This window comes from Arthrobacter sp. 05T410 (assembly GCF_056396505.1).
On record NZ_JBFTLP010000015.1, the window covers coordinates 41,351 to 55,064 of the forward strand.

13 protein-coding genes and 1 riboswitch are annotated in these 13,714 nt (G+C 67.2%); of the genes, 10 read left to right on the plus strand and 3 right to left on the minus strand.

Annotated features, from left to right (window positions below):
- The first annotated feature begins 1 nt into the window (after position 1).
- On the plus strand, positions 2-3,142 hold the full coding sequence (locus AC1DFR_RS16470; RefSeq protein ID WP_476873915.1) for an efflux RND transporter permease subunit: 3,141 nt from the start codon (positions 2-4) through the stop codon (positions 3,140-3,142).
- A 27-nt stretch (positions 3,143-3,169) separates the two neighbouring features.
- Here AC1DFR_RS16470 and AC1DFR_RS16475 read toward each other — a convergent pair whose 3' ends face one another.
- A complete protein-coding gene (locus AC1DFR_RS16475) occupies positions 3,170-4,273 on the minus strand; it encodes a serine hydrolase (RefSeq protein ID WP_476873916.1) in 1,104 nt (367 codons plus the stop codon).
- A 150-nt stretch (positions 4,274-4,423) separates the two neighbouring features.
- On the opposite strand from AC1DFR_RS16475, the gene AC1DFR_RS16480 reads away from it, so the two are divergent.
- The 5 genes from AC1DFR_RS16480 (at position 4,424) to AC1DFR_RS16500 (ending at position 8,358) form a co-directional block, all read left to right on the plus strand.
- Positions 4,424-4,981: a dihydrofolate reductase family protein gene (locus tag AC1DFR_RS16480; protein WP_476873917.1), complete on the plus strand. Its 558-nt coding sequence runs from the start codon at positions 4,424-4,426 to the stop codon at positions 4,979-4,981.
- A 138-nt stretch (positions 4,982-5,119) separates the two neighbouring features.
- Positions 5,120-5,929: a phosphatase PAP2 family protein gene (locus tag AC1DFR_RS16485; RefSeq protein ID WP_476858377.1), complete on the plus strand. Its 810-nt coding sequence runs from the start codon at positions 5,120-5,122 to the stop codon at positions 5,927-5,929.
- 2 nt (positions 5,930-5,931) lie between these two features.
- Positions 5,932-6,675, plus strand: coding sequence for a DedA family protein (locus AC1DFR_RS16490; protein WP_230010545.1), 744 nt, complete (start codon positions 5,932-5,934; stop codon positions 6,673-6,675).
- Between the two features lie 5 nt (positions 6,676-6,680).
- The gene (locus tag AC1DFR_RS16495; RefSeq protein WP_476873918.1) at positions 6,681-7,358 is read left to right on the plus strand and encodes a response regulator transcription factor; all 678 of its coding nucleotides are present in this window, start codon (positions 6,681-6,683) and stop codon (positions 7,356-7,358) included.
- The gene (locus AC1DFR_RS16500) at positions 7,351-8,358 is read left to right on the plus strand and encodes a sensor histidine kinase (protein ID WP_476873919.1); all 1,008 of its coding nucleotides are present in this window, start codon (positions 7,351-7,353) and stop codon (positions 8,356-8,358) included. Before AC1DFR_RS16495 ends, AC1DFR_RS16500 begins: the two co-directional genes overlap by 8 nt.
- A gap of 145 nt (positions 8,359-8,503) precedes the next feature.
- On the opposite strand, the gene AC1DFR_RS16505 is transcribed toward AC1DFR_RS16500, so the two are convergent.
- Entirely contained in the window at positions 8,504-9,193 is a 690-nt protein-coding gene (locus AC1DFR_RS16505) for a hypothetical protein (RefSeq protein WP_476873920.1), read from the minus strand.
- 7 nt (positions 9,194-9,200) lie between these two features.
- Positions 9,201-9,403: riboswitch (cyclic di-AMP (ydaO/yuaA leader) on the minus strand.
- Positions 9,404-9,604: 201 nt separating this feature from the next.
- Between AC1DFR_RS16505 and AC1DFR_RS16510 the strand changes: the two genes are divergently transcribed.
- Entirely contained in the window at positions 9,605-9,853 is a 249-nt protein-coding gene (locus AC1DFR_RS16510) for a hypothetical protein (RefSeq protein WP_476873921.1), read from the plus strand.
- Positions 9,850-11,055, plus strand: a complete 1,206-nt coding sequence (locus tag AC1DFR_RS16515; protein ID WP_476850048.1) for a cation:proton antiporter — start codon at positions 9,850-9,852, stop codon at positions 11,053-11,055. The genes AC1DFR_RS16510 and AC1DFR_RS16515 overlap by 4 nt, the downstream gene beginning before the upstream one ends.
- Before the next feature lie 58 nt (positions 11,056-11,113).
- Here the strand turns inward: AC1DFR_RS16515 and AC1DFR_RS16520 are convergent, their stop codons facing one another.
- Positions 11,114-11,818, minus strand: a complete 705-nt coding sequence (locus AC1DFR_RS16520) for a DNA alkylation repair protein (protein ID WP_230009211.1) — start codon at positions 11,816-11,818, stop codon at positions 11,114-11,116.
- Positions 11,819-11,943: 125 nt separating this feature from the next.
- On the opposite strand from AC1DFR_RS16520, the gene AC1DFR_RS16525 reads away from it, so the two are divergent.
- Both AC1DFR_RS16525 and AC1DFR_RS16530 read left to right on the plus strand, forming a co-directional pair.
- Positions 11,944-12,549 (plus strand): hypothetical protein, encoded by a 606-nt coding sequence (locus tag AC1DFR_RS16525; protein WP_230009212.1) that lies wholly within the window; start codon positions 11,944-11,946, stop codon positions 12,547-12,549.
- 343 nt (positions 12,550-12,892) lie between these two features.
- The gene (locus AC1DFR_RS16530; protein ID WP_476873946.1) at positions 12,893-13,690 is read left to right on the plus strand and encodes an esterase/lipase family protein; all 798 of its coding nucleotides are present in this window, start codon (positions 12,893-12,895) and stop codon (positions 13,688-13,690) included.
- Positions 13,691-13,714: the final 24 nt, after the last annotated feature.

Below are 13,714 nucleotides of genomic sequence, written 5' to 3' on the forward strand. Positions count from 1 at the left end.
CATGCGCTGGCTCATCGGGATCAGCCTCCGTTTCAAGACGGTTGTTGTCGCCCTCGCGTGTGCCGTGATGCTGCTCGGTTCCCTGCAGTTGGGTTCCGCGTCCGTGGACGTCTTCCCGGAGTTTGCCCCGCCACGCGTGGAAATCCAGACCGCGTGCCTCGGGTTGACCGCCCAGGAAGTCGAAGAACTCGTCAGCGTGCCGATCGAGGCCGCCGTGAGCGGCATGCCGGGCCTGGACGAGATTCGGTCCAAGTCCGTACCCCAGCTGTCCTCGATCGTGCTGCTCTTCCATCAGGGCACTGACCTGCTCAACGCCCGTCAGCTCGTCTCGGAACGGATGGCTTCGGTGACTGCGGCGCTGCCGACGTGGGCCGCCCCGCCGGTGATGCTGCAGCCGCTGTCCGCGACCAGCCGCGTGATGAAGATCGGGATGACGTCGTCGGAACATTCGCTCATCGAAATGTCCATGCTGTCCTACTGGACCATCCGGGCCCGGCTGCTGCGGGTCCCCGGGGTGGCCAACGTGGCCATCTGGGGCGAGCGGCTCCAGATGCTGCAGGTCCAGGTGGAACCTGACAAGCTCAAGGCCCAGAACGTCTCCCTCAACCAGGTCATGGAAGTCACCGCCGGCGCCCTCGACGCCGGGCTGCTGAAATACTCGCCCGGACGCTTCATCGGCACCGGCGGCTTCATTGACAGTCCCACCCAAAGGATGGGGGTCCGTCACGTCCAGCCGATCCAGACCCCCGCCGATCTGGCCCAGGTGACCATTCGGGAAAAGGACGGCGTGGCGCTGCACCTGGGCGACGTTGCCCAGGTTGTCGAGGACCATCAGCCGCTCATTGGTGACGCCGTGATCAACAACGGGCACGGGCTCATGCTGATCGTCGAGAAGCTGCCCTGGGGCAACACACTCGACGTGACCAAAGGCGTGGAGGAGGCCCTCCACGAGCTGCAGCCGGGCCTGAGCGGTATCAACTTCGACACCACGATCTTCCGCCCGGCCAGCTTCGTTGAGGAGGCGATCTCCAACCTCAGCATCGCGCTGCTGCTGGGCTGCCTGCTGGTGGTCATGATCCTCGTGGCGTTCCTCTTCCAGTGGCGCACGGCCCTGATCAGCATCGTCGCAATTCCGTTGTCCCTGCTCACCGCCGCACTGGTGCTCTATTTCACCTCCAGTGCGATCAACACGATGGTCCTCGCGGGGCTGGTCATAGCCGTGGGCGTCGTGGTCGATGATGCGATCATCGACGTCGAGAACATCATGCGCCGGCTTCGGCAGCGACGCGCCCAGGGCAGTGACGAATCTGCGGCATCGGTGGTTTTGAAAGCCTCCCTGGAGATGCGGAGCCCGATCGTCTACGCGACCCTGATCATTGTGGTCGCCGCCGTACCGATCTTTTTCCTGGACGGGCTGACCGGCGTCTTCTTCCGGCCGTTGGCCGTCTCCTACACCCTGGCTGTCCTGGCCTCCATGTTCGTGGCGCTGACAGTGACGCCGGCTCTTGCCCTGATTCTGCTGGGCAACGCCAAACTGAAAGAACGCGATGCGCCGCTGGTCCGTGTGCTCAAACGCGGCTACCACGCCGCCCTGTCCAAGGCCATGAACCGGCCCCGGTTCGGCTACGCAGGCTTTGGCGTGCTTGCCGTCGTGGGCTTGCTCCTCGCTCCCCTGATGGGCTCGTCCCTGTTCCCCACGTTCAAGGAACGGGACTTCCTGATGCACTGGATCTCGGAACCGGGAACCTCTGCCGCGGAAGAGTTCAGGATCTCCCAGCGCGGCTGTGAGGAATTCCTCAAGGTCCCCGGCGTCCTGAACTGCGGCACGCACATCGGGCAGGCATTCGCCGCGGACGAAATCGTCGGTGTCAATGCCGGCGAACACTGGATCAGCATCGACCGCCACGCCGACTACGACGAGACGGTGGCCGCCGTGGAGGAAGTGGTCAAGGGTTACCCGGGGCTGCACCGTGACGTCCAGACCTATCTGAAGGAGCGGATTGAAGAGGTCATCACCGGCGCCAGCGAACCCATCCTGGTCCGGGTCTACGGAGACGACCTCAACGTGCTCCGGGAACAGGCGCAACGGGTCAAGACCATCATGGACTCGATCGAGGGCACCGAGAACCCGCATGTTTCCCTCGAGGTGGAAGTCCCCCAGATCGCCGTGACGGTTGACCTGGCCGCGGCGCAGAAGTACGGCCTCAAACCGGGAGATGTCCGGCGTGCGGCCGCGACACTCGTGGCAGGCGAGGAGGTCGGCGACGTCTTCCGGGACGGCCGGGCCTACGACGTCCAGGTCTGGAGCACCCCGGCCACCCGCTCGTCCGTCACCGCCATCGAGGATCTGCCCATCGATACGCCCAGCGGAGCGCGGGTTCGCCTCGCCGACGTCGCGGACGTGAGCCTGCAGGCGACGCCGAACCAGATTGATCGCACCAACGGATCCCGCCGCGTCGAGGTGGGATCCTTCCTGGCCCAGGGAGCGGACTTGGGAACCGTAGCCGGCGAGCTGAAGTCGCGGCTGGAGAACCTGGATCTGCCAGCAGGATACAGCGTGCAGCTTCTCGGCGAATACACCGAGCGCGAGGCGGCAACGAACCGCCTGATGATCTACTCCGCGGCGGCCCTTGTCCTGATCCTCCTGCTGCTGCAGGCGTCCTTCCGCAGCTGGCGGCTGGCCATCCTGTCGCTGCTGACGCTGCCGGTAGCCCTGGTGGGCGGGGTCATAGCCGCCTACATGACCGGCGGCGTCCTGTCCCTCGGGTCCCTCGTTGGCTTCCTCACGGTGATGGGGATCGCCGCGCGCAACGGCATCCTGCTGATCAACCACTGCCAGCATCTGGAAACCTATGAAGGCCAAACCTTCGGCCGCGACCTGGTGATGCGCGGGGCGGCGGAGCGGCTCTCGCCCATCCTCATGACTACCCTGGCCACCGGGCTGGCCCTGGTACCCCTGGTTGTCATGGGCAACATCCCGGGCCATGAAATTGAACACCCCATGGCCGTGGTTATCCTGGGCGGCCTGGTCACCTCCACCTTGCTCAATCTGTTCATCGTGCCCTCGCTCTATCTCCGGTTCGCCAAGTCCAGGAAGACCAGAGAGAAGGAACGCGCTGCCGCCGGACCGGTGTCCGTCTAACAGCGGCCGGCGCCAGAACCCCAACCATCAGAACAGGGCGGCGGTCACGGTCCGGGTGAGCTGCTGAATGACCTGGGTGCGGGGGCCCATATCGGAGTAATTCCTGCCGCGGGTGTACACGACGAACACGAAGGCCCGGCCGTCCTTGTCCAGGACGGCCGCGTCATGCAGGTTTCCGAACAGCAGCCCGTACTTGTGGTGAACCCCTACCCCGGGCGGAACCGCCGGCGGGATCAGTGTCTCAAAGTTGGTGTTCTGCATATAGGACAGGAGCTGGGCGGTGTTGCGGGCATTGAGCAGCTGTCCCGTGTAGAGCAACTGGAGGGTCCTGGCCATTTCTGCGGGCGTCAGCAGGTTGACCGTGCGGTCGTAGGTGATCCCGATCGAGGCGGCGTAATCCGTGATGCCCCTCTGGCCGACCGCCCGCAGGATCAGCGCCCACGAATCGTTGTTGCTCTGCTGGACCATCCGGCGGATCTGGGTGCCGGCAGTCGAGTTGCCCATGGGGGCGGTCAGCGAGGCGCGGCCGGTCTCAACGAGGTGGTAATACGCCGACGCGGCCAGAATCTTTGCCGTGCTGGCGGCCACAAACTTGTCCTGGATCCCGTAGCCGTGGACCACGCCGTCGGAGACATCGATCAAGGACACCCCCAGGGCATAGGCACTGTTGGCCGCGATGATCCCGTTGATCTGGCTGTCCAGTTCCGGGTCAATGGCCGGGACCGCGACGGCAGGCACGGCGGGGATCTCAGCGGGCTTCCCGGCGGCCGCCGTGACGGCGCCGGCCGCGGGCGAAGCAGTTGCTGGCGAAGCAGTTGCGGGCAGGTCAGATGCCGGCGGAACGGTCCGGCCGGCATCCGTGACCGGCGCCGTCGGCGTCGCTGCGGCGGCCGGCGGGTCAACGGGTAGCGCCGCCTGGACGCCTGCATAGACGCCGGCAGCCACAAGGGCCAGTGCGACGGCGGCCGCCGTCAGATACTGTCGCCGGGTCCTCCCCTCACGCCGGGCGCGGGACCGCAGACCGGGCCGGGAACCGTCGTTGGCCCGGTGCCCGCCGGAGCGGTAGTGCCGCGGCGCCGGCTCAGGCTTCCGGACCGGCCCCGTGCTGTCGTTCGAATCGTTCGCAGGCATCATTCTTCCCCGAAGGTGACTGACCGCGGTGGGGCCATGGACCAGCATTCTTCCCGCTGGCGGCTTCCCGCGCAAGGGCACGGCTCCGGGAAAAAGTGGGTCTGCCATCCGAAGCAGCGGCGTACGCTGGTGAAAACGTAAGGAGCGGCGATGCGCAAAATCATCCTGGCCATGCAGGTGTCCCTCGACGGATTCTTCGAGGGCCCGGACCGCGACATCAGCTGGCACATGGTCGACGACGAGCTGCACCGCCACTTCAACCAACAGCTCAGCACCATGGGCGCCTTCCTTGACGGCCGCGTCACATACGAGCTGATGGAAGGGTTCTGGCCCACCGCGGACCAGGACCCGGCCGCCGGCGCGGTGATGGCCGAGTTCGCCCGGATCTGGCGTGACATGCCCAAGATCGTGTATTCCCGGACGCTGACATCCGCCGCCTGGAACACCACCGTGGTCCGGGATGTGCTGCCGGAAGAAATACTGGCCCTGAAAGAGCAGCCGGGCGGGGACCTGGCCCTGGGCGGGGCAGAACTGGCCGACACGTTCCGACGGCTCGGGCTGATCGACGAATACTGGCTGTACGTCCATCCGGTCCTGATCGGACGGGGCCGGCCCCTGTTCAAGGCCGCGGACAGCAAAGCCCAGCTCCGGCTGCTGGAGACGCGCGCCTTCGGCAACGGGGTGGCGCTGTTGCGCTACGCCGCGTAGCCGGCACGGAGCAGCCGGGCCTGCGGCACCCCGCTGCGGCCGGCGCTGCGTCACTTTCTTAAGCGTTTCTTAACGGGCTGGCGGAAGAGTGGGAGTCGTCGCCTGTCCGGGCGCCCTTGTCCCGAGCCGGAGGATCCCATGACTGGACCTGCCCCTGTTAAGAGCGATGCGCCGCTGGGCGGTGCTGGAGCACTCAGCCGAAGTGGAGCACCAAGCCGTCCCGACGCCGTGCGCCCCGCCGCGGGTCCCCGGCTGTGGGCCCTCCCCCAGGTCCGCCACTGGTTAGTGCTGGGCGTCCTGCTGTCCGCCGCCGTCGTGGCATTGGGCCTGGCGGCACAGCTGACACCCGGCTTCAGTGCCGCCGAGCTCGGGGTCGATCAGGACCTGAGCCAGCACCACGCCGCCGCCCTCACCGCCGTCGCGATGGCGCTGAATGTTGTGTTTGGCCCAGTGGCGGGCCTCGCGCTGATCGGCGCCGCGGCGCTGTACATCTGGCTGTTTCGCGGCGGCCTGGCCAAGGCGATTGCCTTCGGCCTCGTGGCATCATCCGGCTGGGTGGCAAGTGAATTCTTCAAGCTCCTCGTGGCCCGCCAGCGGCCCAGCCCTGCCCTGCTGTTCGATCCCCTGGCTCCGGAAACGGGTTCCAACAGCTTCCCGAGCGGCCACGTGTCCTTTGCGGTGGCACTGGGATTCGCAGTGTACTTCCTGGCCCGTGGAACCCGCTGGGCCAAGGTCACGGCCCTCGCGGCGGCCGTGATGGCCCTCGTCGTAGCCTGGTCACGGCTGTACATCGGCGTTCACTACCCCACTGATGTCGCGGCGTCGTTCCTGGCCTCGAGCGCGGCCGTGGTCCTGCTCGCGGGACTGTGGAACCTTCTCGCGCCGCGGATAGCGGAGCGGATTCGGGCCCGTTCGGGCAGCCGGCCGCTGGGCAGTGAGGAGAAATGAGAATGCCCGCCATGGACGTTTTTGCCGCCCTTCCGGCCGTCCACGCCGCCGGAACACTGTCCCTGCTGGACCCCGCAAGCCTGCTCGCCGGGTTGGGCCCGGCCGCCCTGGGTGTGATCGCGGTGATGGTCTTCATCGAATCGGGCGTGCTCTTTCCCTTCCTGCCCGGCGACTCCCTGTTGTTCACAGCAGGACTTCTGCACCAGCAGCTGCAACTGACGTTGCCCGTGCTGATCGGCGTCGTCACCGCGGCCGCGGTCGCCGGGGACCAGGTCGGTTACATGCTCGGACGGAAATTTGGCCGGCGATGGTTCAAGGACGACGCCCGGATCCTGAAGACAGCGCACCTGACCACCACGGAGGACTTCTTCCGCCGCCACGGCGGGGCCGCCGTCGTGCTGGCCCGCTTCGTCCCCATGGTCCGGACATTTGCTCCGCTGACCGCCGGGACCGCGCGCTATGACTACAAATCCTTCACCCTGTGGAATATCACCGGCGCCGTCGCGTGGGCAGCCTCCGTGACGATGCTTGGCACCTGGCTGGGGCACTTTGACATCATCGCCAGGAACATCGACGCCATCGTCGTGGCCATGGTGCTCGTCTCCGTCGTGCCGGGGGTGGTGCAGCTCCTCAAACGCCGCCGGAACTCCCGCGGCGCAGCCGCAGCCGCAGACAAAGCCGCCGGCGACACGGCAGAAGAACCCGGGGCCGGACTGCGGACTGAGGAAATGGCCGCGGAAGAATAGCTGACATGACCTCCGCTGACCTTCCGTCCCTGCTGCTCGTCGAGGACGACGCCGTCCTGGGACCGCTCATCGCCGAGCTCCTGGACCCGGACTACCGGGTCCAGTTGGTCACCAACGGCCGCGACGGCCTCCACCAGGGGCTGACCGGGAGCTGGGACATCATGGTGGTGGACCGCGGGCTGCCCGGCATGGACGGCATCGCCCTCATTGCGGCTTTGCGCTCGAAAGGCATTGCCACGCCCATCCTGATCCTGACCGCGCTGGGCGATGCCGACGAAAAAGTCAGGGGTCTGGACGCCGGAGCCAACGATTACGTGACCAAGCCGTTCGACGCCGGCGAACTGGCAGCACGCCTGCGCGCACTGACGCGGACTTTCACTCCCCCGGCCCCGGCACCGGTGGCGATCGGGGACTGGGAACTGGATCCAACGCAGCGCTCCGTCCGTTCCGTCTACGGGCAAACGGTGTCACTGACCGCAAAGGAAGGCCAGCTGCTGGCTGCCCTGGCCGCGGAACCGGACCGCGTCTTCACCCGGGATGAGCTCCTCGCGGCGTGCTTCCACGCCTCGGAGCAGCCCGGCATGATCGATACCTATGTTCATCACCTGCGCCGGAAGATCTCCAAAGCAGTGATCCGCACGGTGCACGGCCTCGGATACCAGATCGGCGAAGCCCATGAGTGACGGCCGGCCGGCCGGCGGAAATCCGGACCACTCCATCCTGCGCAAGGCTTCCCTCAAGGTCGCGGTGCGGATCAGTGCTGCGTGCGCGGTCATGGTTCTCGGGCTGCTCGCCGCCACGGCGCTGTACCTCACGAACCAACTGGCCCATCCGGAAGTGCCGGGCTCGGCGGCGGCCGGGACGGCCTACACCTACCTGGATTCCAAAGACGTCCTCGAAGCCATGATCATCGCCGGGGTGGCGGGAATCCTGCTGGCCGGAATCGTCGGGTGGCTCAGTGCGCGCAGCGCGATTCGTCCCCTCAGTGATGCCCTGGCAAGGGAGCGGCGTTTTATCCAGGATGCCAGCCACGAATTGCGCACGCCATTGACCATCCTGGACACCAGGATCCAGCTGGCCCAGCGCAACACTGTGCCCGGCTCCAGGCAAAGCCACGACCTGGCCCGGATCCGGGAGGACGCCGCGACGCTGACAGGGATTGTCAACGAACTGCTCCTCGCGGCAACCGCGGAGGCCCCGGACCGTTCCTCGCCCCCTGCCGACCTCGCCGACGCTGCCGCCAGCGTCGCCGGCAGCCTCCAGCAGGTGGCAGAGCAGCGCCAGGTGCGTCTGGAATTCTCTGCCGATGCCCGGCCGCTGGCCCGGATCGAGAAGAATGCGCTGCGGCGTGCCGTGCTGGCCCTAGCGGACAACGCGCTGGCCCACACGCCTCCGGGCGGCCGCGTGTCCATCACGACCTCAATCGAGCAGAAGCGCGCCGTGATCACGGTGGCGGACTCCGGGACCGGAATCACCGGCGTCGATCAGGCCCGGATCTTTGACCGGTTCGTGCGGACGGCCGGCACCGGCACCTCACAGGGACAGCGGAGCTTTGGCATCGGCCTGGCCCTGGTCCGGGAGATTGCCGTCGCGGCCGGGGGCACCGTCGAGGTGGCCGCGACGGGCGACGAGGGAACCGTCATGAAGTTGATGCTTCCGCTCATGGGCAGCGGGAATCCCTGAGGTCCATCCGCCGGGGAAAGATATGCCATCGGGATCCCGGACTCCCGAATGCGAAGACAGGAAAGACCGGCGGTCGAGTTGCCCCCAAGGGAACTCGAGCGCCGGTCTTTCCGGACTGTCTGGCCCCGGGTCGGGGCCGTGCGGCTTAGGCGCGGACGAACGTCACGCCGCCGGTCGCGGTGAGCCAGGACAGCGGGTGGACCATGGTCTGGTTCTTGCCGTTCATGCCGCCACTGACCACCTGGCCGTTGCCGGCGTAGATGCCGACGTGGCCGGACTGGACCACCATGTCACCGGGCTGCGGCGTCGCCACAACGGTTCCAAGGCCAAGGAACGCGCGGGGACCGATGTCGCCAACGGGCTTACCCGCGGCGCCAAGGGCCTTTTCCACCATGGCGGTGCAGTCCTGGGTGATGCCCACCTGGCTGTAGGCGGCCGAGAGCATGATGGCGTTGCGTCCGCCCGCGGCCGGCGCTGCAGCCGGCGCTGCAGCCGGAGCTGCTGCCGGAGCGGCCTGCACCTGGATGACCGGCTTGGCCGGAGCCTTGGGCGCTGCCGCCGGGGCTGCAGCGGGAGCCGGAGCCGGTGCGACGGGCTGTTCGATGACCGGCGCGGCAACAGAATCCACTGCGGGGCGCTCGAAGCTGATCTTGACGCTTGAATCGGCGCTGACGGGGGCACTGACCTGTCCGGTGACGTCGACGGTCGACGCCGGAGCAGAGTCACGCTGCACGGGGGCGGTGGCGGCGTTGGCGGCCATTCCGCTGGTCAGGACCAGGCCGGATGCGGCGGCGAGGACGGCGGCATGGCGCGCAAAAGTATTGACTGAAGTCATGAAAAATGTAGCCTCTCCCAATGCCTGCGAGGTGAGCTGTCGGATTCGGATGGGAGGCACCCGGCCGCACTCCCGGGCCCGTCGTTGCGGGCACTGTGCGGCTTCACCCCAAGACCTGCATATCAGCAGATCAAAAGTGGTTTCCCCGTCTCTGCCGGACGTTGATGCGAGTTACCCCCGGGCCGCGGCAGAGTTAGGCAATCGGCTGGGGAGCGCCCGTATCGGAGACAACAGGCACTCATCAACCGTAGCGCGAACCGCACCCGAAAGTCACATTCAGGTAACGGAGCCGTGATGCCGGGCCGCAATTTGCCCATAGGGCGGCGCCGTTTCCGAACATAGGATGATGCCATCAGCACCACCGGAAGCGGAGGCCCGAAAATGAACAGCCATTGTGTCGCCATCTGCCAGTTGAGCACTCAGCCCCAAGAGGATTTCGACGTCAACACCGAGCTGCTGATCCTCGACGGCGGGGACGTCCACGTGAGCACATGGGACGCGGAACCGCGCGACGGGGGTTTCGACGAGCACATCCTCAATGACCGGGTGGACGCGCTCGGGTACATGGTTGTCAACGACTGGGCTTTCCTGGACGGCAAGGCCTATGCGGTGGTGGAACGGCGGTCAGGCCCGACGCCGGCCGGCCGCCGCGAACCGTGACCTTCCTGTCGCTGGCGCTGATCGCCGTCATCGCCTTGGCTGGACCCCTGCTGGCCCTGCCGGCGCGCTGGCACTTGCCTGTCATGCTGGGTGAGCTGCTGGCCGGCATCGCGATCGGGCGCTCAGGCCTGGCCCTGGTGGACCCCGCGGACCCGACGTTCACCCTGCTGGCCAATATCGGGTTTGCGCTGATGATGTTCGTGGCAGGCACCCACGTTCCCGTGCGGGATCCGCACATCCGTGGCGCCCTCGGCAAAGGCTCCCGCCGGGCGATGGTGGCCGCAGCGGCAGCGGTGGTGATCGGAACCGGCATCGGACTGCTGTTCGGGACTGGACATGCTCCCCTCTACGTCGTGCTGCTGGCCTCCTCGTCGGCCGCCCTGGTGCTTCCAATCGTCGATTCCCTGCGCCTCGGCGGGCCAGATGTCGTCGCTATGACAGCGCAGGTGGCAATAGCCGACACAGCCTGCATTGTGGCGTTGCCGCTCCTGGTGGATCCGCCCCACGCAGTCCAGGCGGCGCTGGGTGTCCTCGCGGTGACCGGGTGCGCGGTAGTGCTCTTTGTCGGCTTGCGCTGGCTGGAGCGCCAGGGAATCCGTCGGCGCGTGCACCGGCTCTCGGAAAGCCGCAAGTTTGCCCTGGAGCTACGGATCCAGCTGGCCGTGCTCTTCACCCTGGCCGGTGTCGCGACGTGGAGCAATGTGTCTGTGATGATGGCAGGCTTTTCTTTCGGCCTGGTGATGGCTGCGGTCGGCGAACCGCGGCGGCTGGCCCGGCAACTGTTCGCGCTCAGCGACGGCTTCCTGGGTCCGCTCTTCTTCGTGTGGCTGGGTGCATCGCTGACTCTAAGGGACCTGGCCGGGCACCCGGACATGATGGCCCTCGGCCTGTTGCTGGGGGCCGGGGCCCTGCTGGCCCACGCCGACCTGGCTTTCCTGGGACTCCCGCTGTCGCTCGGGGTGTTGTCGGCGGCCCAGCTTGGCGTACCGGTGGCTGCGGCGAGCATCGGCACGCAGCTTCAGGTCCTGCTCCCGGGCGAGGCCGCGGCCCTGCTGGTGGGAGCGCTGGTCACCATAGCCGCGGGCGCCGTCGCCGGGTCACGGGCGGCGAGGACTTTCGCGGTCCCGGCAAATGCCGGCGGCAAGTCCGGAAATTCCGGCAGCGCCGTTGGGCAGGGCGATCCGGGGGGTCCGAAGGCCTGACAGTCCGAATGTCTAAATGCCTGGGCCAAAGCCGAGCCGGCGGCGAAATTTCGGAGGGTCATTCTCCAATTGACGTGAATTGCAGCTCCGGCCTCCACTTTGCCATCTCTGCCTGGACCCGGGAGACGGCATCCCGGACTGCTGTGCCGTCGGCGTCGAACGTCCCGCCCGGCTCGCCGAGCACCTCGTTGGCGTGCCGGAGGAACCTGTCCCAGTCCCCCGCGCCCGCGCGCAGCGCCAGCAACGGCGAGAGAAGCGCGGCCCGGCGCAGCCAGGCATCGGGCTCGCGCACCCACCGGTCCAGCACGCTGTCGGCCCGCACCCTGGCCAGAACATCGAGTCCGTCCACCAGGGGCCCGACGACGTCGACGGCGAGCGGATCCACAAGGTCCCGCACCCGCGCCTGCCGGATGAAGCCCTCCAGCCGGGTGAGGTCCGAGTTGGTCAGCAGCTTCACGTTGGCCTGCAGCAGGACCACGGCGGCCAGCCGGCGCTCGAAAACCGGCGCGGCCCCCGGGCCGGAGCCTCCGAGCGCGGAGCCCCACAGTTCGGAACTCAGCGCAGTGACCTCATCGCGGGACAGCCCGGGATAGCGGCGGCCGGCATCCCGGACCGTGCCGCGCACGGCCCCCACGGACGTGCCGTAGAACCGGAGGCCGCTGCCCGCCGGCTCCGTTTCCAGCCGCGCCTGAAGCTGCTCAGCTCGGCGCCAGGAAGCTTCGCGCTGCAACGAGAGGTCGATGAATTCGCCGGCATCACTCACCTGTCCATTCTTTCCCCTCGCGGCTCGCGGCGGAAACGCGGTGCCAAGCCGTCCTGGGCGGTGGGCCCGGACCATCTGCCTAGACTGAACTGGCAAGCCTCCGATCGAAAGCGGTTTACGCAACCATGCACACCAAGCTGACACTCGCCATCGCACTTTCCGCCATGACGCTGGGGGTGGCAGGGTGCGCTGCCCCTGCGCCATCTACCGCACCGTCGCCTGAGTCACCTGCGGCATCCGCGGCGCCGGCCCCTGATTTCGCATTAGACATCACGGGGGCGCCCGGCCGGATCGCCCAGGCCGGCCTCACGGTGCTGACGGCGGAGGGCAACGTGGACCACTATCACGCACATCTGGACGTGCTGAAGGACGGCAAGCCCATCGCGGTGCCGGCCAATATCGGCATCACCACCGGAGCTGACCACAGGGCCAACGGCATCTCAGCACTGCACACCCACGACACCACGGGCGTGGTCCACATCGAGTCCCCCACCGCCGGCCAGGTCTTCACACTCGGGCAGCTCCTGACGGAGTGGGGCGTCCTCGGTGGCAACGGCGCCCCCGGCACCGGCGGGGGTTCGCTGGATGGCTGGACCGTTTACGTGAACGGCCGGAAGTTCGACGCCGGGATCCGGGACCTACCGTTCAAGGCGCACGACGAGATCGTCCTGTCCTACGGCACCGCGCCGGCGACGATCCAGGCCTCCTACGATTTTCCGCCCGGAGAGTGAGTTGACCGGAGAGTGAGGTGACCGGGGGCGACGGCGGGCGGCATGCCCCTACCTGCACAACTGTGCAGCAGTCTCCCCACGCAACCCCAACTGGCACCAGCGCCGTCGAAAAATGCATGCACAAACGTGCATGTTGGAGCGATCCGCGGAGCACCTTCCCTAGCGTGAATTGAGAGACGTGAGTCGGATCACAGCGGGGCTGATCCCCTACCTCACTTCCATTTCCACAGACCGTCAAAGATGACGTGTCCAACCGAAGAGGTAATCCGTGCCATACCCGAAAACGCCCGCAGCACTCGCAGCGCTGGCAGCTGCGACCTCGGCGCTGCTCGGCGCATCCCTGATGGGTGTGCCGGCGGCCCAGGCCGACACCGTTGACGTTTCGCCGCCCGGCGCGAATGACTGGTCCTGCAAGCCCTCGGCAGCCCACCCCTACCCGGTGGTCCTGGTGCCGGGAACCTTCGAAAACATGGCGAAGAACTGGGCGACGATGTCGCCGGCGCTAAAAAGCCAGGGCTACTGCGTTTTCGCGCTGAACTACGGTGCGACCAACGGCGTCGACGCCACGGGCCCGGTGGCAGACTCAGCCCGTCAGCTCGCCCCGTTTGTCGACAACGTACTGGCCTCAACGGGTGCCAGGAAAGTTGATCTCGTGGGCCACAGCCAGGGCGGCATGATGCCGCGCTACTACCTCGGTTTCCTTGGAGGCGCGGACAAGGTGAACCACCTGGTGGGCATCGCCCCGTCCAACCACGGAACCCGCGGGCTCATCACGCCGACACCGGACGCCGTTCCGCCGGCCACCTCAGTGGGAGGGTCGAATTGCCAGGCCTGCGCCGACCAGCAGGCAGGTTCACCATTCCTCACCGAGCTCAACTCCATTGGCGACACGGTTCCTGGTCCGGCCTACACGGTGATCTCCACGACGCGCGACGAGGTGGTGACGCCCTACCCCAGCCAGTTCCTCGCCGGCCCGGCCCAGCAGGTCACCAATATCACCATCCAGGACAAGTGCCCGGCAGACGTGATTGACCATGACCAGGCGCCCAACGACCCCGTCACCCAGCGTCTCGTGTCCGACGCTCTTGGTCAGCCGGCCGGCCGCCCGGGCAACCCGGCGTATCAGCCCAGCTGCGTGTAGCGCGGCACCCCGGGCGGAGGCGGC